Genomic DNA, 25,206 nt, shown 5'->3' with positions numbered 1-25,206 from the left:
GTTGGAAATTAAAGCAGCGGTGGCTTATGAAGTGGGTAAGCCGTTGACGATAGAAAAAGTTCAACTATCCAAACCACAAGCTGGGGAAGTATTAGTTGAGATCAAAGCGAGTGGGATTTGTCATACCGACGCTTACACCCTTTCTGGCGCCGATCCTGAAGGTTTGTTCCCTGCGATTTTAGGACATGAAGGCGCTGGTGTGGTGGTTGAGGTGGGTGCTGGTGTCACCAGTGTCAAACCAGGCGATCATGTAATTCCCTTATATACCCCAGAATGTCGCCAGTGTGAATATTGTCTGAGCTTAAAAACGAATCTTTGTCAAGCAATTCGCCCGACTCAAGGACGGGGTGTGATGCCTGATGGTACAAGTCGCTTTAGTCTTGATGGACAGATGATTCATCACTACATGGGAACTTCTACCTTTGCCAATTATACAGTCCTACCGGAAATTGCCGTGGCAAAAATTCGCGAAGATGCCCCTTTTGATAAGGTTTGTTACATTGGCTGCGGTGTGACAACGGGTATTGGTGCGGTGATCTATACAGCCAAAGTCGAACCAGGGGCAAAAGTCATAGTTTTTGGCTTGGGCGGTATTGGGTTAAATGTCATCCAAGGAGCGCGAATGGTAGGCGCCGATATGATTGTCGGGGTAGATATTAATCCCAACAAACGCACTTTGGCAGAAAAGTTTGGGATGACACACTTTGTCAATCCCCAAGAAGTCGAGGGTGATTTAGTTGCTTATTTGGTAAATTTAACCAAAGGCGGTGCTGATTACACCTTTGAATGTATCGGGAATGTAAATGTGATGCGTCAAGCCTTAGAATGTTGTCACAAAGGTTGGGGCGTCAGCGTGATTATCGGTGTGGCTGGTGCTGGACAGGAAATCAGGACTCGTCCTTTTCAACTGGTAACTGGGCGGGTGTGGAAAGGTTCCGCCTTTGGGGGCGCCAGGGGGCGTACTGATGTACCGAAAATTGTTGATTGGTATATGGAAGGGAAGATAAATATTGATGATTTGATTACCCATGTGATGCCAATTGAGCAAATCAATGATGCTTTTGATTTGATGCATAAAGGGGAATCAATTCGCAGTGTAGTGACATTCTAGCCAAGGGCGTTCCACTGTAGCGGGAATAATGTAAGTCAGGGTCAACCATCAAGAAAACTCTTGTTCTGTATGTACCACCATTTTGATAAGTTAGTACATATAGGGCTACTATTTTATTTTTGAATTACAAGTAGGTAGGGCTATGCCTTACACATCAGTATCTTGCTTGGCATTGCCTAGCCTACAGATACTTAGATATATTCAAAAATCAAATGGGTTCTATAGTTGGAAATAATTTACAGTGAAAACAAAAAAGGGATGACGTTGAGTTACCATCCAGATACCATTGCTCCCCACGGTGGACAGTTGGTGAACCGTATTGCTACACCAGAACAACGGGCGGAATTTCTTTCAAAAGCGGACTTTTTGCCACGAGTGCAACTTGACGAGCGAGCCGTTTCTGATGTAGAAATGATTGCGATTGGTGGTTTTAGTCCACTCACCGGTTTTTTGAACCAAGAAGACTACGAGCGCGTGGTTACAGAAATGCGCCTTGCTAACGGCGTGGTCTGGTCAATTCCGATTACACTTTCGGTAACAGAAGCAGTTGCTTCTTCTTTAACTGAAGGTAGTTTAATCCGGCTAGACAACCCCAAAGGTGAATTTATCGCCGTTTTGCAACTGACGCAAAAATATCACTACGACAAAACCCGTGAGGCGATCAAAGTTTACCGCACTGACGATATCAAACATCCAGGTGTAAAAGTCCTCTATAACCAAGCGCCTGTCCATCTAGCAGGTGATATCTGGCTATTGCAACGTGATTCCCATCCTCTGTTTCCCGCCTATCAAATTGATCCTGTCGAGTCTCGGCAAATGTTCAAAACCAAAGGCTGGAAAACTATCGTTGGTTTTCAAACTCGCAATCCCATTCACCGCGCCCATGAGTATATCCAAAAGTGCGCCTTAGAAACCGTCGATGGTCTATTTTTGCACCCATTGGTAGGGGCGACAAAAGAAGATGACATCGCCGCTGATGTGCGGATGCGCTGCTATGAAATCTTGCTGGAAAATTATTATCCCTTAGATCGGGTCATTTTGGCAATTAATCCAGCCGCAATGCGTTATGCTGGCCCTAGGGAAGCAATTTTCCACGCTTTAGTTCGCAAAAACTACGGTTGTACTCACTTTATTGTGGGACGAGATCATGCTGGTGTCGGTGACTATTACGGTACTTACGATGCTCAATACATCTTTGATGAGTTTGAGCCTGGTGAGTTGGGAATTGTCCCCATGAAATTTGAACACGCTTTTTACTGTACCCGTACTAAACAAATGGGCACGACTAAAAGCAGTCCCAGCAAACCAGAAGAACGGGTTCACCTATCAGGAACAAAAGTCAGGGAAATGCTGCGCCGGGGTGAATTACCCCCACCAGAATTCTCTCGTCCTGAAGTAGCTGCAGAGTTGGCGCGGGCTATGCAAATCCAAACTTCAGTTTAGGGTGCAAAAATTCAGTGTTGACCGTTGACAGTTGACTGTTGACGGTTCGCTGTTGACTTTTGACCAATGACAACTGACAACTGTCAACTGTCAAAAGTTGAATATATTGGGAAGTGTCTGAGGACAGTTGGTAAACTGGAAAACAGTATAAAGTTTAACTTTACACTACAGACTGTAGCCCTATAAGCTGTTAGCTGACGGGCTGGAGGCTGAGATGATTATGAAAAGGCGGACTTTTTTACAGAGGATTGGCTCAATACTCACGGTTTTGGGAGTAACTGAGGCTGAGTGGTTGACCTTAAGCAATCGCTATTACCAAGCTTTAGCAGCACCTAGCCCACGTAAATTAGGATTGTTGATTGGGATTAATAAATATCCACAAAGTCCAGCCCTCAGCGGTTGTCTGACTGATGTGGAACTGCAAAAAGAACTCTTAATTCATCGCTTTGGCTTCCAAGGGTCGGATATTCTGACCTTAACTGATGAACAAGCCACCGCAGAAGCGATCGCATCTGCTTTTTTGGAACATCTGGGTAAACAAGCCAAATCTGGTGATGTCGTTATCTTCCACTTTAGTGGTTACGGCACTCGCGTCAAATTGGGAATGTTACCCAGCACAACTCAAAATGCTCTATTGTTAGCCAATGAGAATCCGAAAACACCAAATTCACAAAATGATAAAATAGTCAATTATTTATTAGAAGAAACCCTCATGCGGTTGTGGCGATCGCTCCCCACAGACCGTGCTACAGCAGTATTAGATACCAGTTACTATGCACCTAGCACCATAGTTCCTACAGGATGGCGAATTCGCGCCCTTCCACAACTAGAAGCACAGCTAGCATCTGCAGAACTCGACTTGCTTCAGCAATTCAAAACCGAAAATTTACTCGACAATCTTGTGCTTACAGCTACATCAGATGCCCAACAATTGGCACCAGAAGCGCTGTTATCGGGTTTTAGTGCTGGGTTATTTACCTACGCCTTGACACAATACCTCTGGGAAGCTATCCCAGCCACTACAATTCAATTTAGCCTAGTCCAAGTAGAAAATACTCTGTACAAACTAGGTAGCAGACAACAGCCAGGATTAATAAGTGGTCGAAAAAATCCACAGTCGGTATTACTGGGCAATAATTTTCTGCCCAACAACAGCAATGTTGCCTGTGGAGTTATCATTGCCACAGAAGAAGATGGCAAAACAGTCCAGTTGTGGTTAGGAGGACTACCACCGCAAGTCCTAGAATACTACGGTGTTAATTCCCGATTCACCCTAGGAACAGGAGAACAGCTAATACTGCGATCGCGTACTGGTTTAAGAGCAAAAGCCCAAATCTCCAACCTTGATGATATAATCGCCTTACAAGTTGGGCAACTTGTATCTGAAGCAGTCCGAGTTTTACCCCGGAATATTGGTTTAACAGTTGCCCTGGGTACTGGTTTAGAAAGAATTGAGCGCGTAGACGCGACCAGCGCCTTTGCCACAGTTTCCCATGTTTCAACGGTAGTAGCAGGAGAACAACCAGCTGATTATGTGTTTGGCAGGGTACTGCAAACACCCAGTAACTATGGTTTATTTTCCCTTGGTGGCGAGCTAATTCCCAACACCACCGGAGAAATGGGGGAAGCCGTGAAAGTCGCAGTGCAGCGATTAGCGCCAAAATTACCCACCCTGCTAGCCACAAAGTTATGGCGACTCACAGATAATGTCGGTTCTTCCGGTTTACCTGTTAAAGGAACTTTAGAGATTATTCAGGGTATATCGTCTCGCCCAGTTATTAAACAAGAAACAGTGCGACCTGTCAACAGTGACACAGCGATTAAAAAATCACTCAATACAGCAATAGTGCCGATTGGTAGCCGGATACAGTACCGAGTGGAAAATCTCGGCGATCGCCCAGTATATTTAATCTTGCTGGGATTGAGAAGCGGTAGCATTGCGATCGCACTTTATCCTTGGCAAAGTCACCAAGAAGCCAACATTCAAGAACCATTACCCCTATTGCAACAAATAGTTATCGCCCCTGGTCAAACATTGACGATACCAAAAACTGGTGCTACATCTGGATGGTTGATTCCGGGGCCAGCTTACGAATACGAACATCAACTGATATTCAGCATAGCCCCTTTCACCGAAACCCTTTCGGCCTTAGAAACGGCTAAAAATCGCACAGCCGACCAACAGCCCATTGGCCCATTGTTTAACCCTTTAGAAGTTACCCAAGCCTTGCTACAAGACTTGCATAACGCCAGTGCAGTCAACGCCGAGAACAACGGCACAGATGCTGATTCCTATATATTAGATGTAAATAATTGGGCTAGTCTCAATTTTACTTTTCAAGTCGTTTGACACTTTTCATTAGAAGTCGGCGGTTTATCCATCCCCTTGCAATACTGCTCGGTTAACGAATGTAGAGACGTTACATGTAACGTCTCTACAAGGGTTTCACACTTTGCGATTTTCTTAACCGAGCAGAGTAATAATCGTAGGGTGCGTGACGCAGCGATAAATATTGTACGTAGTCACAAGACTTGTGGCGTCACGCACCATTCTGTAAATGTGACACGTAAGTAATACCGTTTCACTTTAAGTATGATACAAATACGTTGATAGGGGCACGGCATTGCCGTGCCCCTACTGGCTTCTATATGTATCAGAGTTTTGGTGAAACGGTATAAGTCCTGCTATTAACGAGGATATCGCGCTCACCCGCCCCTACGACTTGGGGACGTAGAGAAAGCAACGGTCAGAAAAATCTGGTGAGAAATCCGGGTATTCTCAAAAGTATTTGTGTAGCAATAACCCTAACTTTTCTTTAGTCGCCGCTGGTGCTTTGTCTAATTGAGTTAAAATTGCATACTTCAAAGCTGAATGTGCATCACTAGGCGGCGGATTTTCACTCAAACGCCGCACTGTCTCTTGAATCACCTTTTGAGCATTGACCGCATTTCGCTGTAAATTACCAATTACCATCTCTACAGTCACGCTATCATGATCTGGATGCCAACAATCGTAATCTGTTACCAGGGCTAAAGTTGCATAGGCAATTTCTGCTTCCCTGGCTAACTTGGCCTCCGGTAAATTTGTCATCCCAATTATCGTTGCACCCCAACTGCGATAAAGATGGGATTCCGCTTTGGTGGAAAATGCTGGGCCTTCCATACATACATAAGTACCACCGCGATGAAGGGTAACATCTGGTAAATTCAGAGAGGCGATCGCATCTGCCAACACCACCGCCAAATTGTGACAAATCGGCTCACCAAAGGCAATGTGAGCTACAATTCCTTCACCAAAAAACGTAGAAACTCGATTTTTTGTCCTGTCAATAAACTGATCAGGCACCACCATATCTAGTGGTTTCGCCTCAGCTTTTAAGGAACCAACCGCACTTGCCGAGATTAAATACTCCACACCCAGTTGCTTCATCGCATAGATATTAGCACGAAACGGCACCTCAGAGGGTAACAGCGTATGATTACGACCGTGACGCGCCAAAAACGCTATCCGTGTCCCCGCCAATGTCCCCAGAATCAAAGCATCAGATGGTGAACCAAACGGTGTCTGTACCTCTACCTCTTTCACATCCTCAAGCGCATCCATTTTGTATAGACCGCTACCACCAATAATTCCAATCTGAGCTACATCCATTATCTTTAACCTGTTACTTACGCATTTAAATTGTATATTTCGCGCTCAGATTTTCAAAAGTCAAGACTAGTCGCGCATTATCATACTCGAAAACCCAGTCCGCTAAGGTAGTACTTTAACTCATCTCTACCTTGTGATGGAGGAATTCAGGGTGGGGTTATTTGATGATTGCCCTAACTAAGCTGATCGAGAATGGTGCAAGATATCCAAGAGAAAGAAAAAAAGGTTTGGCTCATGACCAAACCTTTATTTAAATCCAGTGCATAACAACATCCCGGATTAATTTACACTTTATTTTTGGAGTTAGTCATCTTCCTATAGTATGTATCCAAATCAACCAAAAGCTGATAGGAGATTGTCGAAAAAATCTGAATTATTACAGATGATAAATAAAATAAATATCCTTGAGAAAAAATCAGGTTATCTTTTATATCTACAACGAACCAAAGGACATAAAATAGCTTTCACCGCCACCCATCTACAAGATTGATTAGGTGCGGTAATCGCATACATGGACTATATATGGGAAATAATGGTTAAGCCTTTTTTTTTGGATGATAGAAGGGACTAAAAATCCCTAGCTTGAACCTGACAGGCTTTAATTAGCCAAGGTTTAAGTATTATTCTGATTGGAGATGACGAAACTAACTTTTAATTAACTATGAATTTATCAGTATTTCCATGAAAAACCTGAATTACTGCCAGATTTGAGTAGGACTCATCAAGTAAATCAGGATACCTAAACAGATGAAAAGCTGAAACTATAGTGTTTTTCCAGCCAAAAATAAGATAAAGGACGGGTGTTATCCCGTCCAAATAGCTTGAAAGTGGCAATACACCTTGAACTCTGGAAAAAATATCGTAAATACAACTCTATAGGTTGTCAGGATTGCAAAGGAGACAAACATAAAGAACGGTTAATTATCCGTGTAGAATGTTGTAACCAAAGTTAATTCTTGCAAGTCTAATCAATATATCATAGTTAGATTTTCATCAGTTGCCAAAATGCCAAATAATCAAACGCAAAAAACCGAAATAAAAGCGTAGTGAGGATGATTGTCGATAGGGGCGCAAGCAATACTGCGTAGGTTTTGGAATTTTTTGGTTGAGGCAAGCAGGGGGAGCAGGGGAAGCAGGGGAAGCAGGGGAAGAGTTTTGCCTCCCCTGCAAATCCTACGCAGTATTGGGGGCGCAAGGCCTTGCACCCCTACAAATCATCGAACAACTCCAAAAACCCCGATTTTTCTGTGCAATGAGAGGTTAAACCCACCATTCGCGACTCAGCATCCTTCTAGGGCGTGTTTTCAAACTATTTGTTTAGCCGGATAAATTTTTAGATACCCCTAAATCCACACGATATGATACCAGCTGTAGGGGCACGGCAATGCCGTGCCCCTACGCGAAATCTACATGTGTCAGCGTTTTAGTGGTATTGTATAAGACTTTGAAAACACGCCCTAGGGGTGGGAGTCAATACTGCGTAGGTTTTGGAATTTCTTGGTTGAGGCAAGCAGGGGGAGCAGGGGGAGAAATGGAGGCAGGGGAAGCACAACTCTTCCCCTGCCTCCCCTGCCTCCCCTGCAAATCCTACGCAGTATTGTACGCCGACCTACTTATTTATTTACAGCTAGCGTCGCCTTGAGTGCAAAAATTTTCTCAATGACTTCCTCGACGACCTTATCGGGTGTAGAAGCACCAGAAGTAATTCCTACAACTATTTTGCCATCGGGTAACCAGTTTTCTGTAATTACCAATTCCCCATTCAATTGTCGATGTTCAATGCTATTTATTGATTGAATGCGCTCGACGCTATCGATGTGATAAGAAGGAATACCTCGGTGATCGGGAATTTCTTTTAAGTGTGTAGTATTTGATGAATTAAACCCGCCAATTACTACCATTAAATCTAACTTTTCTTCCACTAAATTAAACATCGCATCTTGGCGTTCTTGGGTGGCGTCGCAGATGGTGTTGAAGCTTTGGAAATGCTGATTTAATTGACTAGGGTCATACTTCCGCATCATGGTACGCTCAAAGAGTTTACCAATTTGCTCAGTTTCGCCTTTGAGCATTGTAGTTTGGTTGGCAATGCCAACACGTTCTAAATCTGCATCAGGATCAAATCCATGAGAGCAAGCGTTAGCAAATTTTGCCAAAAATTCTTCACGGTTTCCCCCGTTGAGAATATAGTCAGCAACGTACTCCGCTTCTGCTAAATTTAAAACAATCAAATATTTACCTGCAAAGGAACTTGTAGCTACAGTTTCTTCGTGCTTATATTTGCCGTGAATAATTGAGGTGTAATCGATTTTTTTATGCTTTTCAACAGTATTCCAAACTTTAGAAACCCAAGGACAAGTTGTATCGACAATTTTACAACCTTTATCGTGCAGTAACTGCATTTCTTGGACGCTGGCACCAAAGGCGGGGAGAATGACTACATCAGCAGTTTCTATAGCCGAAAAGTCTTTTTTATCACCATCGACCGGGATAAATTCTACTTGCATTTCCCGCAAACGCTGATTAACAGAGGGATTGTGAATAATCTCATTAGTAATCCAGATGCGTTCGGTGGGGAAATGCTGACGGGTTTCGTAAGCCATAGCTACAGCACGTTCTACACCCCAGCAAAAACCAAAAGCCTGGGCTAGGCGGATTGTTACATCACCTTGTTGTAAGATGTAGTTGCGATCGCGAATTTCCTGAATCAAGTCACTTTGATACTCAGACTCTAATTGGGTAGCAACTTCTTCTTGATGCCCAAAACCCTTACGGTTGTAGTTTTCTGAATGTTGCAGGCTACGCTTAAAAGCTTTTGTATCCATTAGATTGTTCTACTCAAATCACTATCTCTTATTTTCTCGTGCCACGACATGATTTAGATCAGGAATATGCACAGATAATGCCATTTTACAAGTATTAGACTATGTGAAGACGATTGTCGGTAGGGGCGCAAGGCCTTGCGCCCCGGAAGATCATCGTTCGACGCCAAAAATCCTGATTTGACAGTGCGATGGGGTAGCAGGTCAAGAAGACCCTGATAGATATTACAGGTAAATAGACGACGCGGTATAGCGTTTCTCGCCCTAGTGAGGTACATCGGTAAGGGCACGGCACTGCCGTGCCCCTACATCGCGTGATACAATTTTGTACCTCATCTGAATAGGAAGTGCTATAGACGTGTCTCAAACCCTTACAAATGACAAATGACGACCATAGCCAATATGATTTATTGGCGCCGACTGACCTGATACATCTCCAACGCAGTTCGCCAAACTATATAACCTTGGGAACTCAGATGTAAGCCATCAGTAGTGAATTCGCGGCGGAGATTACCTTGTTTATTGGTAAACAAGGGATGTAAATCTAGATATTTGACACCTTCTTTTGTCGCTATGGCTTGTAGTTGCTGATTTAACTGGCGAATGCGACCATTACCAATAGCTAGTAATTTGTTTCTTGCTTCACTCGTTGCTTCTTCTCCCCCATGTGGCAAAATGGACTGGATGAGAATTTGCGCTCTTGGATGCACCCTTCGCAGATAACTGATAATTTGCCGCTGATTCTCTAAAATTGTCTCATCCTTTGCGCCCCGAATCAGATCATTAATTCCAATCATGACAAAAATCACTTCTGGCTGGGTGCGGTCAAATATATCTAATCTTTTCAAGAGTCCATCGCTGGTTTCGCCAGAAATTCCCTGATTTAACCAATTTCTATCTTCTGGTAATAATTCAGTCGGAAACCACAGACTCAGAGAATCTCCCGCCAGTATAGTTAAATGTTGAGGATGGTTGTCAGCGGCGACTTTAGCTTCTTGCTTGAGAATATCTACCCATTGTTGATAATTGAGTTTGTGACGCGGACCTAACTCTAGTGTGACAGATTGAGGGGAATTTGCCGTTTTCAATAAAGCGGTCAATCTTTGCTGTTTCCAAATTAGCAGCATCACCGCCAACATCAGGAGTCCGTTGATTAACAGTGAGAAAAATGCCCAGATAGGAAAGGCTTTTACAGGAGTGGACACGACTAGCACCGCTTTGCAAAATTGAAACTTCAAAAACCTGATTTATCAATCAATTCTCTAAAATCCGACAACAGATTGATACCTTGAAATTTATTTCCCGGCTCTATCCCTTGCAGTAGACACGTAGGGTGCGTTATCGCCGAGAGTACGGCACCAAATCTTTGATGATGGTGCATTACGGATTTCATCCTAACGCACCCTACGATACTTACTTAATTACAAATTACGAATTACTTAAGGTGACTGACCATCAATAACATTGAGAAAATCGTCAGCAGTAATAATCGGGCAAGAAAAATTATCTTTTAAACTGAGTAAATCTTGATCGCCCGTCACGAGATAATCAGCCTTACTAACTACAGCCAGAAGTAAAAAAGGCACATCAAACGGGTCACGACATTCAGGAATTACAGGCAAGCGATCGGGTATCGCTACAGCCTCACAAAATAGTATATAGTCTGATAATAAATCTTCTTGCTCAGTTGGCGTGAGTTTAAACTTTGGATAAGCCAGCACTCGAATTAACTCTGTCGTTGTCGCTTTAGAAACTAGGGGAGTGAATAAATCCTCCTGCCATGCCAAACGCAGCCTAGATACTTTGCCCCCAAATATCAGCGCCGAGACTACAAGATTAGTATCAACTACAACACGCGGACAAACCATCACGACTGACGCGCCCAAGCTACCGCATCAGCCACATCCTGCTCACTCAGCCCTAAATCCGCCAGCTTAGATCGAACTGCGTCAGCCCGCTGAATTTTTACAGGAGTGAGAATAATTTGCCCACCCTCCACCTTTACCTCAAAATACTCTGCCTCCCCAATTTCACGGGTAATACTTTTAGGCAGCGTTAATTGATTCTTAGAGGTTAATTTGGCGAGCATAACTTGCCTCCTAGCATAAAGCTTAATGTAAGGATTCCTTACTTGAGTATATCGCCTTTTGGGCTTCGATACTTGGCACCGTCATTTATTTTAGCCTAGCTACGTGCGATCGCATTCTGCCTTTAACCAAATTCCGCACTTATTTGAACCATATATCTTGTAGGGGCACAGCAGTGCTGTGCCCAAAAAGCGTGATATACTTAGCTAAAAATCGCTGTAATGCTTAGTTTATCGTGATAGATTGCTAGTAAAGAAAATGTTTGGACAAAAAAATCACACCGCAGATATTGCAGTTTGATTTACTGCTGGGCGTGTTTTCTTGCGATCTGATCTGCGCTTTCCACCAGCCATCCCATACTCATCACTATTTTTGCCATAGCGAGATGCAACACTCAGCAGCATTTGCTCAGAATAAATATTTAACTCACGTTCTGCTTCTAGTAATGCATTCTGTGTCTTATCCACCAGCGCTCGTGCTTGATTGTAGGCGGCTAGTTTCTCTCGAATCTCCAGAATTTTGGTGTTGTAACTAGCGATTGATAACCCATTGCCAAAGTCTAACTCAGGATTAATCATCTGTATCCCTTCAATCCGTCGTTCCGCTTTGGTAAGTGCGAGGGAGTTACGTTTGCGTTGCGGCATAAAGTTTTCCTGCTTGGATGTTAAATGGAGTTGTTGAGATCTCATTAAATTTATGCAACAAGCTGCTATGCGAGCCTGAGTAAAGCTACAGAACTTTAAAAGCATAAGCAAGCTGGATTAATTTGCGTATTTTTGCTTAAATAAGTTAGTAAAAGCAGGTTTATGAGTTGTGAAGTTAAAATCTGAGTCAGAAAGTTAGTTTGCCAGTCGCAAAAGTTAAAATCTGAATCAGAAAGTTAGTTTGCCAGTCGCAAAAGTTAAAATCTGAGTCAGAAAGTTAGTTTGCCAGTCGCAAAAGTTAAAATCTGAGTCAGAAAGTTAGTTTGCCAGTCGCAAAAGTTAAAATCTGAGTCAGAAAGTTAGTTTGCCAGTCGCAAAAGTTAAAATGTGAGCGATTGGTAGTAACTCTATAGGCTGAGTAAGAATTGTCCTTCGTCTTTACTCTTCAGCACATTTGGTATTATATTTTCCCTCAATTGCCCATTTAGAAACAAGAAAAAATTAAAAAAAACATAAAATTAATAATAATCAGGTAGGGGTTTAGCACTGCTAAACCCTGATTTAATCAACAACATGGAATATAGCGTTTCTTGACAAGTACATCGGTAAGGGCACGGCAGTGCTTTGTTATGATATTTTCCCTCAATTGCCCATTTAGAAACAAGAAAAAATTAAAAAAAACATAAAATTAATAATAATCAGGTAGGGGTTTAGCACTGCTAAACCCTGATTTAATCAACAACATGGAATATAGCGTTTCTTGACAAGTACATCGGTAAGGGCACGGCAGTGCTTTGTTATGATATTTTCCCTCAATTGCCCATTTAGAAACAAGAAAAAATTTAAAAAAAACATAAAATTAATAATAATCAGGTAGGGGTTTAGCACTGCTAAACCCTGATTTAATCAACAACATGGAATATAGCGTTTCTTGACAAGTACATCGGTAAGGGCACGGCAGTGCTTTGTTATGATATTTTCCCTCAATTGCCCATTTAGAAACAAGAAAAATTTAAAAAAAAACATAAAATTAATAATAATCAGGTAGGGGTTTAGCACTGCTAAACCCTGATTTAATCAACAACATGGAATATAGCGTTTCTTGACAAATACATCGGTAAGGGCACGGCAGTGCTTTGTTATGATATTTTCCCTCAATTGCCCATTTAGAAACAAGAAAAATTTAAAAAAAAACATAAAATTAATAATAATCAGGTAGGGGTTTAGCACTGCTAAACCCTGATTTAATCAACAACATGGAATATAGCGTTTCTCGACAAGTACATCGGTAAGGGCACGGCAGTGCTTTGTTATGATATTTTCCCTCAATTGCCCATTTAGAAACAAGGAAGAATTTAAAAAAAAACATAAAATTAATAATAATCAGGTAGGGGTTTAGCACTGCTAAACCCTGATTTAATCAACAACATGGAATATAGCGTTTCTCGACAAGTACATCGGTAAGGGCACGGCAGTGCTTTGTTATGATATTTTCCCTCAATTGCCCATTTAGAAACAAGGAAGAATTTAAAAAAAAACATAAAATTAATAATAATCAGGTAGGGGTTTAGCACTGCTAAACCCTGATTTAATCAACAACATGGAATATAGCGTTTCTCGACAAGTACATCGGTAAGGGCACGGCAGTGCCGTGCCCCTACACAGCGTGATTTTGGTACTGATTTTAGACCTGTAGAGACGCGAAATTTCGCGTCTCTACCAAGGATTTCGGGCTTAATTGAACCGTATTGCTTCATATTTCAATACAGTTCAGTTAACGAAAATTGTCGTAGGGGCACGGCACGAATAAAATTGTCATTAGAAGAAAAAATTTTGGATGCCGTGCCCCTACAGTGTATATCATTCGAGCCTAACTGAACTGTATTGCTTCATATTTCACTTTTCACTCAGTCAAAGGCGATCGCCCACTAATGTCGAAATCGTGGTTGCGCTACGCGCAACCGCCAATTTGTCATTGGCGATCGCACTAATTTCTGGATCAGAAGCACCCGGATTTTCATAACCCGCAACTTGGGTTACTAGGAAATGTTAATGCGATCGCTAAATTCGGAGTTATAACCTTCTTCGCCGTGTTCGTTGATATCTAGTCCTTGGACTTCTGCTTCCTCTTTGACTCGTAGCCCAATTGTGGCATCGATCAACTTCAGAATAATCCAAGTACCAACCCCAGCGATAACATAAGCAATAGCAATAGCTGCTAGTTCAACCAAGATTTCGCTCACATTACCACGTAGCACCCCATCTTTACCGCCGGCGTTGACTTCGGTAGTAGCAAAGATGGCTGTTAAAATTGCACCCACTGTACCCCCAACGCCATGCACGGGGTAGGTATCTAAAGCATCATCAACGTGCAGTTTGTGTTTGAAGCTGACAGCATAGAAGCAAACGAAAGCGGTGATGAACCCAATTAAAATCGCTGATAGGGGAGTGACGAATCCCGCACCTGGAGTGATACCCACCAAACCAGCAACGGCGCCTGAAGCCGCACCTACAGCGGTTGGTTTACCGCGTAAAACACCTTCCAAAATTAGCCACATTAAAGCACCCGCAGCTGCTGATGTATTGGTAGCAACAAAGGCCGTTGTTGCTAGATTGGTTACTAAGTTACCCGAAGTGCCACTAGCTACAGATAAGGCACTCCCCGCGTTGAAACCGAACCAGCCAAACCAAAGCAAGCCAGCACCCAACAAAATAAAGGGAACGTTATGGGGAGGAGTGAGACGGTCAGGATAGCTTCTGCGAGGACCGAGAACGATGGCCGCTACCAGGGCTGAAACACCGGAACTAATGTGAACTACTGTACCACCTGCAAAGTCTAGGGCACCCAAACCACCGTATAAGCCCAAAAATCCACCTTTAGCCCAGACCATGTGGGCGAGGGGAGTGTAAATAAAGGTTGACCACAGTAGCACAAATAAGCAATAGGCGCGGAAACTGATGCGTTCGGCGATCGCTCCCGAAATTAAGGCTGGGGTGATAATGGCAAACATGGCTTGATAGATCATGAATGCTTGGTGAGGAATCGTCCCAGCATAGGAAACTACTTCGGCTGGGTTTGACCCTTTGAGATAGTTGGTTGTTTCTAGCCCCACACCATTCAAACCTAGCCATTGTAACCCGCCGATAATTGGGTTCCCTGGTGCAAATGAAAGGCTATAGCCCCACAGAATCCAGGTAACTCCTACAATCGCCATCAACACAAAACTCATCATCAAGGTATTCAGGATGTTGCGCGATCGCACAAATCCACCATAGAAAAATGCCAATCCTGGTGTCATCAGCAGGACCAGGGCTGATGATATCAGCATAAATGCTGTATCTCCAGTATCCGCAGCAGGTGGAGTCGCCGCAGCTTGAGCATAAGCATTACCCATCAGCGGTCCGACCAGCAGCAATAGGGTCATAGCCCCAATCATTACAACTTTCTTCAACACTTCTTTTTGTCCCTGGGCAGCAATTTTGTTGTATTACCTGACAACATTAAAGTATTTTTTGATACTTATTTTTGTCGTAAAAGTTACTCAACTGTACTTTTTTTTGAAAGACTTACAAAAATATATAGCCGATTGTAGATGGGAAATATTGAAACTTGTGTCTCAACGCAAAGCTTGCATATTGTTTAGCGATCAATAGCATTTTGCTTTCTTGATATAAAACTAGGAGTTATTGAGTGATATATTTACACAAATCCCTCCAGGACAAAGACTTTGCTGGAATGGTGAATTATACAAGTTTCCGAGAGCGCAGTTGCACAATCAGGCGATGATTTTGGTTTGTATATCTGGTAAATATGTTAAATAAACTTTACATTTTTGCCTTTTTGGCTGATGTAAATATTTAACTGACATGCAACTATATCAAATAATTTGCACGGGAATAATTATGAATTTATACTTAAATTATCGGTGCATACATGATAATTAAAACACTTACCAAAGCTAAAACTGCTCCCAGCCAGTCAAGAAAGAGGACGGCGGGGAGGGTTTGAAAATGCCCAAAGCCCAAAGCCGCCGACTTCCAATGAAAAACCCGCCACCTGCATCACAAAAAATTAGCAGGGGCGGGTTTTGATCAGCAATCAAACTTTACGAGAATTACTTGTAAGCGCGATATTCTTCAGAGTGGCCCTCAGCACTTGCTGCTTTGAGGAATCCACTGTAGGCTTCCATACCGTGTTCGGAGATATCCAAACCTTCCAACTCTTCTTCTCTAGTAACTCTGATACCTAAAGTCGCCTTCAGTACCAGCCAGAAAATACTGCTCAGAAGTACCGTGATACCAGCAACCGATACAATGCCAACTATTTGGGGAATCAGTGTTGTGAAGCCACCACCGAAAAATAACCCATGTGGACCTATAGGCTTACCTGCCAAAAACAACCAAGAATATTTACCAGGACCTTCAGCAAATAGACCTACTGCTAATGTCCCCCAAGTACCGCAAACGAGGTGAACGGAAGTAGCACCTACTGGGTCATCAATACCCAGTTTGTCAAAAAATGGCACGGAGAAAACTACTAAAACTCCAGCTACCAAGCCAATGATTACAGAACTGCCAATGCTGACATAAGCACAAGATGCTGTAACGCCAACCAAGCCAGCCAAAATACCGTTGATAATCATGGAAAGGTCTGGCTTACCTAAGTACAGCCAAGCTGTAGCTGTGGCAACTATACCACCAACTGCACCAGCCATGTTAGTTGTTAAAGCAATATGAGTAATTGCATTGGGATCTGCAGCCATGACAGAACCGGGGTTGAAACCAAACCAGCCTAACCACAGAATCAAACAGCCTAAGGTGGCGATACTCATGTTGTGACCTGGTAGGGCCAAAACTTGTTTATCTTGATATTTACCAATACGCGGGCCAAGGAATGCAGCCCCCATCAAAGCAGCCCAACCACCAACTGAGTGAACTACAGTAGAACCGGCAAAATCCCAAAAACCCATATCTGCCAGCCAACCACCGCCCCAAATCCAGTGTCCGGTAATTGGGTAGGCGATACCTACAAGTAAGACGCTGAAAATCAGGAAGTCAATAAACTTAATCCGTTCTGCTACTGCGCCAGAAACAATTGTGGCAGCTGTTCCCGCAAATACCAGCTGGAATAAAAATTTGGCAGCTAAAGGTACCCCAGTCCAATTGAGAGAGCCGAAGACGCCTTTATAAGCATCTCCGACGGCAGGACTGTTATCTTGTCCTACTAGAAAAAACCCATTAAGTCCAATGAAGTCATTACCATCGCCAAACATCAAGCCAAAACCGATTGCCCAAAATGCTACTGTCGATAGAGCAAATACAATCAAGTTTTTGGCTAACACGTTGACTGCATTTTTCTGGCGACAGAAGCCGGTTTCTAACATACAGAAACCAGCGTTCATGAAGAATACCAAAAAAGCGGCGATCGCTACCCATAACGTGTCAATTGCCACTTTCAAATCCGCTGTTGTTGGCCCTGCTGCTGGCGTTTGAGCAACTGCTACATAACCCCATCCCAACACAATCAAACACGCTAGCGGTATGCAGGCTTGCCAACTGGGTGACAATCGCTTAATTGCTCTACTCAATACCTGAAATTTTGATTTAGACGGTACAGTTTGAGTCAAGTTGATTGCAGGCTGACGCCTATTTCTTGTTCTCGATTTCTGTTTGTGCATGAACTTTAGCATCATCCTCCAACACCTTCCTTAATGGAAAAAACGTTAAGTGGCAATAACTAACACTCACTGCAAAATTAAGTATTTTTGCAATTTGGCTTTGAGGTTATTGGTTTGCCAATCAAAAAGTCAAATAACCAAACTATAACTTGAAGAAAGTAGTCCTACCTTTGGGAAACATTGCGCTTGTTATAAAGAAAGTATTATGTCATTTATGAAATAGTCAAGTGTTTTTTACCTAAATCAAAACTTTTCTTGAACTAAAAAAAGCTAGAAAAAACTGACAAACCATTATTGTAAATTATTCTCGTCAACAGATATAAAAATATTGTCTAAATTTGCAAAGCTTCTCTAAAAAACAATTGCAAAATTGAAATTTACTGTTTTATAAACATAGAAATATTCTTCCAGGAATTCTGAAAATAACTCCTGGACAAAACTGTACTGTGATGAACACAGCAATAAATTTGATTGATTATCTATTTAACTAATTCAGGATTCTGTATCATTAGCTACTGTTTTCTTTTTTTAACTGCGGCAAATCCCCTGCAACAGATCTGTTATATAAACTGTATGCTTTGCTGTGTCAGCTTTTCCTCACTTCATCACAGAAAAGTTCAACATTTCATTAAATTTTGTCTACAAATGCTTAATGTTTTGTTACATTTTATTTACAGCAGTTTTCAGGTAAAAAGACCAGGCGTCCGGGGCGCAAGGCCTTGCGCCCCTACGTTCACTGTGGTTATTGCCTAAAAATAGGGGCGCTGGGATGAGAGAGTAGGAAGCCAGCTTGGGTGTGATTAAAGTATTAATACTCTGCTGGCGATCGCGCAACAAAATAATTTAACTTTCAAGCTGTAGATATTGCTCATAACCGAGTTCTTGGAGTTTGGCTTGCTTTGCCAAAACCGATTCACAGAGGTTTTGGCGATATTTTTGGACTTTTGCTAATAATTCTGGTTGGTGGGTAGCGAGAATTTGCACCGCCAAAAGTCCGGCATTTTTGGCATTACCAATCGCCACAGTAGCGACCGGAATACCCGCAGGCATCTGTACAATTGAATACAAAGAATCTACACCTTGCAATTGACGGCTGGATACGGGAACACCGATAACCGGAAGCGGAGTTAAAGATGCAACCATACCAGGGAGATGAGCAGCACCACCGGCACCAGCGATAATCACCTTGAGGCCGCGTTGGTGTGCCTGTTGGGCATATTGCACCATCCGTTCTGGAGTACGATGAGCAGAAAGGATTGCTACTTCGCGTTCTACACCAAATTCATCACAAATAGCGATCGCTTCTTTCATGGTGGGCAAATCGGAATCGCTGCCCATGATAATACCAACAATGGGTGTCATAAAACTTGAGGATATTTTGAACTACAGATGCACGCAGATGATTTGATGATAATTATCGGCGTTGATCGGCGGTTGTAATTTTACCTATTTTCTTGCCATAGTGATCAGTGAACTACACAAAATCCCAATCCTACGACTGTGAGAATTATCAATGCGCGAGTAGCTGGTTACAAAGATTTGCAAATGCTCTTGGTTAATGATCAGGGGATAATTGAGCAAATCCAACCAATGCTGACAGTTGGACAAATTCCCCCAAGCGAATTGTCTGTGTTGGATGTCGCTGGGGACTGGATTTCGTTAGGTGGTGTGGATTTGCAGATAAATGGGGCGTTGGGATTGGCGTTTCCCGATTTGCAAACCGAAAATTCGCACATGCTACAGACAATCTCAGAATTTTTGTGGGATGTCGGGGTAGATGGATTTTTACCCACACTGGTGACAACCTCCATCGAGAATATACAGCGATCGCTCGCCATTATCTCTGATTTCTCTACCTCCCTCTCCGTTCACAGGTCAGGTGCGAAGATTCTGGGAGTACATTTAGAAGGGCCATGTTTAAATTTCTACAAGCGCGGCGCCCACCCAGGGGAGTATTTATTACCCCTAACCATTGACGATATTAAAAGAGTTTTGGGCGATTATGCCCATGTTGTCAAAGTCATCACCTTAGCACCGGAATTAGACCCCACAGGTGAGGTAATTCCCTATTTGCGTTCTTTGGGTATCACCGTCAGTTTAGGCCATTCCCAGGCAACATTTGCCCAAGCCCAAGGTGCTTTTGCACAGGGTGCGACGATGGTAACTCACGCTTTCAATGCTATGCCACCATTACACCACCGCGAACCAGGATTATTAGGCGCAGCAATTACCCATCCTGATGTCATGTGTGGTTTTATCGCCGATGGTGAACATGTTGCACCCCCAATGTTGCAAATTTTACTCCGCGCTAGCGATCGAGAAAAAGGGTTATTCCTGGTTAGTGACGCCCTCTCACCCCTAGGGCTACCCGATGGCGTGTATCCTTGGGACAGTCGGCAAATTGAAGTCAAAAACGGCACAGCACGACTAGACGATGGTACTTTATCGGGGACGACTTTACCCTTATTGGTGGGAGTGCAAAATTTGGTTAAATGGGGCATTTGTGAAGTAGAAACTGCGATCGCACTCGCTACCGATGCACCCAGACAGGCAATTGGCTTATCGGCAATTTCCCCCAAGCAAGCCGCAAATTTATTACGTTGGCATTGGGATGAACCCACAAGACAACTAACGTGGCAACGATTATTGCAGCATCTCCGTGATTTGTTCTACTAGTGTCAAAGGGTCAAATGGTTTGGTAATTACCCCTTTAACTCCTAAGCTGTTATATAGTTCTAAATCTGAATTTTGGACTTTGGCAGTCATGAAAATTACTGGTATTGCTTGGGTCTTAGGTTCACTTTGCAATAAACCAAATAAAGTTACACCATTCATTTCTGGCATCATTACATCTAAAAGTATGATATCCGGTTTTTGTGCTTTTGCTAAATTTAAACCTTCTTCAGGATGATTAGCTATCGACACTTTCCATGATCCAAATTCTTCCAGACAAGTGGAAACAAGAAATCCCAAATCATCATTATCATCTATGAGTAAAATACGTTTTTGTGTCATTTTTTTATTTAGAGGATGTTTTAAAAGTGGGGGGCTGTTGTAAGAGGTTATTTGAAAAGTCTAAATTCCTGCTTCACTTTCATCTCTTTTACCTGTAAGCTGTCACCTACTTAGGGATAGAAAAATAAAAAGTGCTACCTTGTCCTAAAACACTTTCTGCCCAAATTTTGCCCCTATGTTGTTGGATAATGCTGCGACAAATAGCTAAACCTAAACCTGTTCCTCCTTTTACACGGGAGTCACTAGCATCTACTTGTTGAAACTTACCAAAAATGGTTTCTATTTTATCGCTAGGAATCCCTCTCCCTTGATCTTGAATTTTAAATAAATGGCTATCTGGCGTTTCTTCCACACTGATTTTGATGGTAGTGTGAGGGGGAGAAAATTTAATGGCATTACTGATTAAGTTGACAATAGTTTGCAAAATTCTGTCTTCATCTACCCACAATTGCACAGAATTACCTAATATTTGCAAAGAAATATTCTCTTCTTTGGCTATTGTTTGGATAGAGTCTAGAGCCAGGTTTATTAGTGTCATGGCATCGCAGGATTTTTTATTCAGGACAAAATTGCTAGTTTCCAGTCGCTCTAAATCAAGAATGTCATTTAATAACCTGGTTAAACGTTCGGCATTACTAGCAGCAACATCTAATATTTTCTGCATTTTTTCGGGTTGATTTCTGATGCTACTAGTAGTTAGTAATCCTAAAGAACTACGAATAGATGTTAATGGAGTTCGTAATTCATGACTAACTATAGAAATGAACTCACTTTTTATTTTCTCCATTAAGCGACTATCTGTAATATCTTCGATAGTGCCGACATATCCCACAAATTCATTAGCATCATATAACATGGGAACAACAGTTAGCCGACAAATCCGAACAACTTGATCTTCATGGAAAAAACGTATTTCTGTAGATAGTTGCTGATGTGTTGATATTGCCGCATTCCACTGAGGTGAAAATATTTCTAAATCTTCAGGATGAATAAAATTGATCCATTTATCTCCTAATGATTGCTCTAGGGTAAAACCACAAATTTGCTGACAGCTAGGATTGTTATAGATCATTTTTCCTCGGGTATCTGTTTTAAAAATACCTACAGGTGCAAATTCATTGAGCGAACGAAATAATTTTTCGCTACGTTGCAAAGCTGTTTCAACTTTTTGACGCTCTTGTAGTTCTTGTTCTAATTGTTGGTATAGTTCTGATTGTTGAATGGCAATGCCTACTTGTGTTGCTAGTTTTTGGAAGAAATCAATTTCCCAAGGTTGCCACTGTCTTGATGTCGCACATTGGTTGGTAACTAATAGCCCCCATAATTTTTGTCCCTGCATAATAGGAACTGACAAGTTGGCTTTGATCTGAAATTGCGCTAGTAAATCACGGTGACATTCAGTTAGGTCGGCTGTATAAATATCTGCTATGGCTAGAAAGCCTCCTTGTGTGTATCTCCCTCCATGAGTTTCCATCAAGTAAGTATCTTCAATTCCAGCATTTAACGCAGGAGTGTAATCACCGTAAACAGATTCCACCACTACAAACCCACTATAGTCTGGCTCAAAACGATAAATAAATACTCGGTCTGCTTGCATAAATTCCTGAACTTCAGTTACAGCAGTTTTGAGGATTTGATCCAGATGCAAACTTTGACGAACACGTAAGGCGATCGCCATTACCAGTCGTTCCTGTTCTACTTGCAGTTGTAATGATGTTTGGGAATTTTCTAGGTCAAAAGTCCGGCTTTTAACTCTATTTTCTAACTCTAAATTTAGTTCTTGGAGTTGAATTTCGGCAAGTTTGCGCTCGCTAACTTCTACTATAGTCCCTAAAAATCGCACAGCTTCACCTGCATCATTTAAGAAATATTTACCTCTACTTTCCAGCCAATGAATATTACCATCAGGGCAAAGAATCCGAAATTCCTGATAATAATCATGCTGTTCAACTAAAGCCCGATTCATAGCTAAATCTACAGCTTCCCGATCCCTTGGATCAATCAAGGATTTAAAACCCTCATAAGTATCTAGGCGATTCGCATCTAACAACCCACACAACTGATTATTACCAACAGTCCAAACAATCTGATTTTGCCGTAAATCCCAATCCCATACTGCCATTTGTGCTGATTTTAAAGACTGCATTAATTGTTGATGAATTTTGGCGATTTTCTCAGCTTGCTGCAAAACCAACCCGACAATTATATTTCTCAATTCTTTGGCTATGGCAATTTCGCATAACTTCCAAGGTAAAGATTTTAATTTTACTATTTCTTGCCACAAATCAAAGGATTTACGGGGAGATAGACGCAGATCACCATTGGTAGTTATTTCCACTGGTTTATTAGGATCACCCCCCCAATTAACAGTTTGAATTACTTCAGGACGAAACCACAAAATATACTGTTTATATTCCTGAGAAATCATCACCGCTAATAAACCGCTACTGACATTTTTAAACTTTTCTGCTTGTGGATAAATTTTAGATAAACAATCTGTTTCATAAAAATACTTATCTACACCTTGATTAAAAATATGATTTTCTAAAAAATCACAAATCTTTTTAACTTCCTCTAATACAGGAGTTTTGCCAATCATCGTCATATTTACAGCATCACAAACGGCTGCACCTTCAGCAGCTACAAATTCTAAAAGCTTACTTCTATTTTGAATTAAAGCTTCTCTCCAATTATCATTTTCAGCAAAATTATTCAAAAAATTAGATAAAACTTCTTTCAAAATCAGTTTATAGTCTAAATCTTCATTTTCTTCTTTGGCTGTAAGTTCTAAAGACATTACTCTACCGATTAATTCGCAAGCAGTCCGCAATTTATAGGTGATATATTTAGGCGATAAATAATTATGACAGGCAATTAAACCCCATAACTTTTGTTCTCGGATTAATGAAATTGACATAGAAGCAGTCACACCCATATTTTTGAGATATTCAATGTGTATGGGAGAAACACTTCTTAAAACACTGTGACTAAGATCCAACGGTTGATTAATAGTGTCTGAATTCTTAATATATATTAGTTCTACAGATTGATAATTCACATCAGGAATTAACCGCAAAGGATTAAGAGTATATAAGACTCTAGCTTGTTTAGGAACATCCGAAGCGGGATAATGTAAACCCAGAAAAGGACTTAAACTTTCTAATTTATCTTCTGCTATAATGTTACCTGAACCTTCAGCCTCAAATTTATAGATCATTACTCTGTCGAAACCTGTCAGGTTACGGATTTCTGTCACCATTATTTGGCACAATTCATCCAAGTACAGTAATTTTTGCATTTTGCAAATAATCGGTTGTACTAATTGGTAAAAACTTAAAAAATCATTTTGATTGTTTCCAGTAACAGCTTCTAATTCCAGAATTGTGAATCCATTTGATTTATTAATAATACCATCAAAGTGTTTTCTACCTGTTTTGGTATCAATATATAAATCTAAGGGGTTAAGTTTTTCAGATATTTCTGCTAAAGATTTTTTGATTAGCTGAATTTGCGAGGTATTAAATAATATTTTCAGGTTTTTACCTAAAATATCTTGAGGAGGAATACCAAGTATTTCAATAGTATTCTGACTAATTTGAATAATGTTTAATTTAGGTTCTTCTAAAACCATGAGAATACCATGAGGCTGAATCAAACCAGGAATATGAATAGGTTCTTGATCACAGTTGCTTAAATCTATTGGTGTATTTACTGGTAAAAAATTGATTTCGCTCATATAGAACTCTCATGGTAAACGATAAATATTAAAAAGGTAAGCAAAATTATTAGAAATAAACTCAAAAAAAGCCCTGCTGAATCAAAATCTGCATCAGATATTTGACTAAAGTTGCTATTGCAATACATGCATTTATTATAAGAAAAATTTCTAATAGTTAACCCTCTAACACTATCTAACTAAAGGTAGATATAAGAGGGTGTTTGAAAAGTCGGACAGGGTGTAAAAAAGCTCTCTCAGTGCTGTGAATATAAAGAACACAGCACCTTGGGCTACGCGAACGCCTATCTTGTAGCGTGCGTCAATATGCTACACTAAGACAAGAAAAGTTCAAAACAGGATAGATGCAACCACAAACCCTAGAGGGAACTTGGGAAGAAATTCTCCAACATAGCGCTGAATTAGCAGGTCAGCGAGTCAGATTGACCATTTTGCCCCATCAATCTTCAAATTCCCCCACCAAACCAACCCTAGACCAAATATTAAAAGGAAGAATTGGAAGAGTCAATTTTCAGCCATCAGACTTATCTGAGCGACTAGGAGAAGCCTTTACAGAACTTTTAGACACTAAAGACTCATCCACATTGAATCAATGACCTTTTGCGATGCTTCTCCCCTAATTGCCCTAATCAATCAAGGTGATAACAATCATCAACGCTGCGTTGAAATTTTACCATCACTGTCAGCCCCCCTCATCACTACATGTGCTTGTTTTACCGAGGCTATGTATTTATTGGGTCGATATGGGAGTTGGTTAGCACAACAAGAATTATGGGGTTATGTAGCTGATGAAATATTAGTCATATATCATCATACTTCAGATGAACTAACCAGAATGGAAACTTTAATGGAGCAATATCGAGATGTTCCAATGGATTTAGCAGATGCTTCTCTGGTAGCTATGGCTGAAGTGCTTAATCAAAGACAAATATTCACCCTTGATCGAGATTTTTATATTTATCGATTGTCTGGAAATCAATCGTTTGAGGTTTTGCCCTAAAAAAGAAACAATAGATCA

Annotated in this window: 17 protein-coding genes; 6 read left to right on the top strand and 11 right to left on the bottom strand. The window is 41.4% G+C overall.

The window, feature by feature from the left end:
• Position 1: 1 nt before the first annotated feature.
• From HEQ19_20320 to HEQ19_20310, 3 genes are all read left to right on the top strand, one after another.
• Positions 2-1,111 carry an S-(hydroxymethyl)glutathione dehydrogenase/class III alcohol dehydrogenase gene (locus tag HEQ19_20320; protein WYM01490.1) on the top strand — a complete coding sequence of 370 codons (1,110 nt, stop codon included), beginning with the start codon at positions 2-4 and terminating at the stop codon, positions 1,109-1,111.
• A gap of 264 nt (positions 1,112-1,375) precedes the next feature.
• Positions 1,376-2,554: a sulfate adenylyltransferase gene (gene sat / locus HEQ19_20315; protein WYM03522.1), complete on the top strand. Its 1,179-nt coding sequence runs from the start codon at positions 1,376-1,378 to the stop codon at positions 2,552-2,554.
• Positions 2,555-2,774: 220 nt separating this feature from the next.
• On the top strand, positions 2,775-4,904 hold the full coding sequence (locus HEQ19_20310) for a caspase family protein (GenBank protein WYM01489.1): 2,130 nt from the start codon (positions 2,775-2,777) through the stop codon (positions 4,902-4,904).
• 429 nt (positions 4,905-5,333) lie between these two features.
• Here the strand turns inward: HEQ19_20310 and HEQ19_20305 are convergent, their stop codons facing one another.
• The 9 genes from HEQ19_20305 to purE all read right to left on the bottom strand — a co-directional run bounded on the left by HEQ19_20305 (position 5,334) and on the right by purE (position 18,799).
• Positions 5,334-6,206, bottom strand: coding sequence for an S-methyl-5'-thioadenosine phosphorylase (locus HEQ19_20305; protein ID WYM01488.1), 873 nt, complete (start codon positions 6,204-6,206; stop codon positions 5,334-5,336).
• 1,613 nt (positions 6,207-7,819) lie between these two features.
• A complete protein-coding gene (locus HEQ19_20300) occupies positions 7,820-9,031 on the bottom strand; it encodes a 4-hydroxy-3-methylbut-2-enyl diphosphate reductase (protein WYM01487.1) in 1,212 nt (403 codons plus the stop codon).
• A 404-nt stretch (positions 9,032-9,435) separates the two neighbouring features.
• Entirely contained in the window at positions 9,436-10,233 is a 798-nt protein-coding gene (locus HEQ19_20295) for an SGNH/GDSL hydrolase family protein (protein WYM01486.1), read from the bottom strand.
• Between the two features lie 234 nt (positions 10,234-10,467).
• A complete protein-coding gene (locus HEQ19_20290; protein WYM03521.1) occupies positions 10,468-10,896 on the bottom strand; it encodes a putative toxin-antitoxin system toxin component, PIN family in 429 nt (142 codons plus the stop codon).
• Positions 10,896-11,117, bottom strand: coding sequence for an AbrB/MazE/SpoVT family DNA-binding domain-containing protein (locus HEQ19_20285; GenBank protein WYM01485.1), 222 nt, complete (start codon positions 11,115-11,117; stop codon positions 10,896-10,898). The genes HEQ19_20290 and HEQ19_20285 overlap by 1 nt, the downstream gene beginning before the upstream one ends.
• Before the next feature lie 273 nt (positions 11,118-11,390).
• Positions 11,391-11,759 (bottom strand): hypothetical protein, encoded by a 369-nt coding sequence (locus HEQ19_20280; GenBank protein WYM01484.1) that lies wholly within the window; start codon positions 11,757-11,759, stop codon positions 11,391-11,393.
• Positions 11,760-13,798: 2,039 nt separating this feature from the next.
• A complete protein-coding gene (locus tag HEQ19_20275; protein WYM01483.1) occupies positions 13,799-15,214 on the bottom strand; it encodes an ammonium transporter in 1,416 nt (471 codons plus the stop codon).
• A 660-nt stretch (positions 15,215-15,874) separates the two neighbouring features.
• Positions 15,875-17,437 carry an ammonium transporter gene (locus HEQ19_20270; protein ID WYM03520.1) on the bottom strand — a complete coding sequence of 521 codons (1,563 nt, stop codon included), beginning with the start codon at positions 17,435-17,437 and terminating at the stop codon, positions 15,875-15,877.
• Between the two features lie 843 nt (positions 17,438-18,280).
• Entirely contained in the window at positions 18,281-18,799 is a 519-nt protein-coding gene (gene purE, locus HEQ19_20265) for a 5-(carboxyamino)imidazole ribonucleotide mutase (GenBank protein WYM01482.1), read from the bottom strand.
• Positions 18,800-18,982: 183 nt separating this feature from the next.
• Between purE and nagA the strand changes: the two genes are divergently transcribed.
• A complete protein-coding gene (nagA, locus tag HEQ19_20260; GenBank protein WYM03519.1) occupies positions 18,983-20,113 on the top strand; it encodes an N-acetylglucosamine-6-phosphate deacetylase in 1,131 nt (376 codons plus the stop codon).
• Here nagA and HEQ19_20255 read toward each other — a convergent pair.
• Both HEQ19_20255 and HEQ19_20250 read right to left on the bottom strand, forming a co-directional pair.
• The gene (locus HEQ19_20255) at positions 20,081-20,452 is read right to left on the bottom strand and encodes a response regulator (GenBank protein ID WYM01481.1); all 372 of its coding nucleotides are present in this window, start codon (positions 20,450-20,452) and stop codon (positions 20,081-20,083) included. The genes nagA and HEQ19_20255 overlap by 33 nt on opposite strands.
• A 106-nt stretch (positions 20,453-20,558) precedes the next feature.
• Positions 20,559-24,188 carry a GAF domain-containing protein gene (locus tag HEQ19_20250; protein WYM01480.1) on the bottom strand — a complete coding sequence of 1,210 codons (3,630 nt, stop codon included), beginning with the start codon at positions 24,186-24,188 and terminating at the stop codon, positions 20,559-20,561.
• 344 nt (positions 24,189-24,532) lie between these two features.
• Here HEQ19_20250 and HEQ19_20245 point away from each other — a divergent pair, with 344 nt between their 5' ends.
• On the top strand, positions 24,533-24,784 hold the full coding sequence (locus HEQ19_20245; protein ID WYM01479.1) for a hypothetical protein: 252 nt from the start codon (positions 24,533-24,535) through the stop codon (positions 24,782-24,784).
• Positions 24,781-25,188, top strand: a complete 408-nt coding sequence (locus HEQ19_20240) for a nucleic acid-binding protein (protein ID WYM01478.1) — start codon at positions 24,781-24,783, stop codon at positions 25,186-25,188. The genes HEQ19_20245 and HEQ19_20240 overlap by 4 nt, the downstream gene beginning before the upstream one ends.
• Positions 25,189-25,206: the final 18 nt, after the last annotated feature.

The organism is Gloeotrichia echinulata CP02 (assembly GCA_038087035.1).
Taxonomy (GTDB): domain Bacteria; phylum Cyanobacteriota; class Cyanobacteriia; order Cyanobacteriales; family Nostocaceae; genus Gloeotrichia; species Gloeotrichia echinulata.
This window is presented reverse-complemented; position numbering and strand designations above follow the sequence as displayed.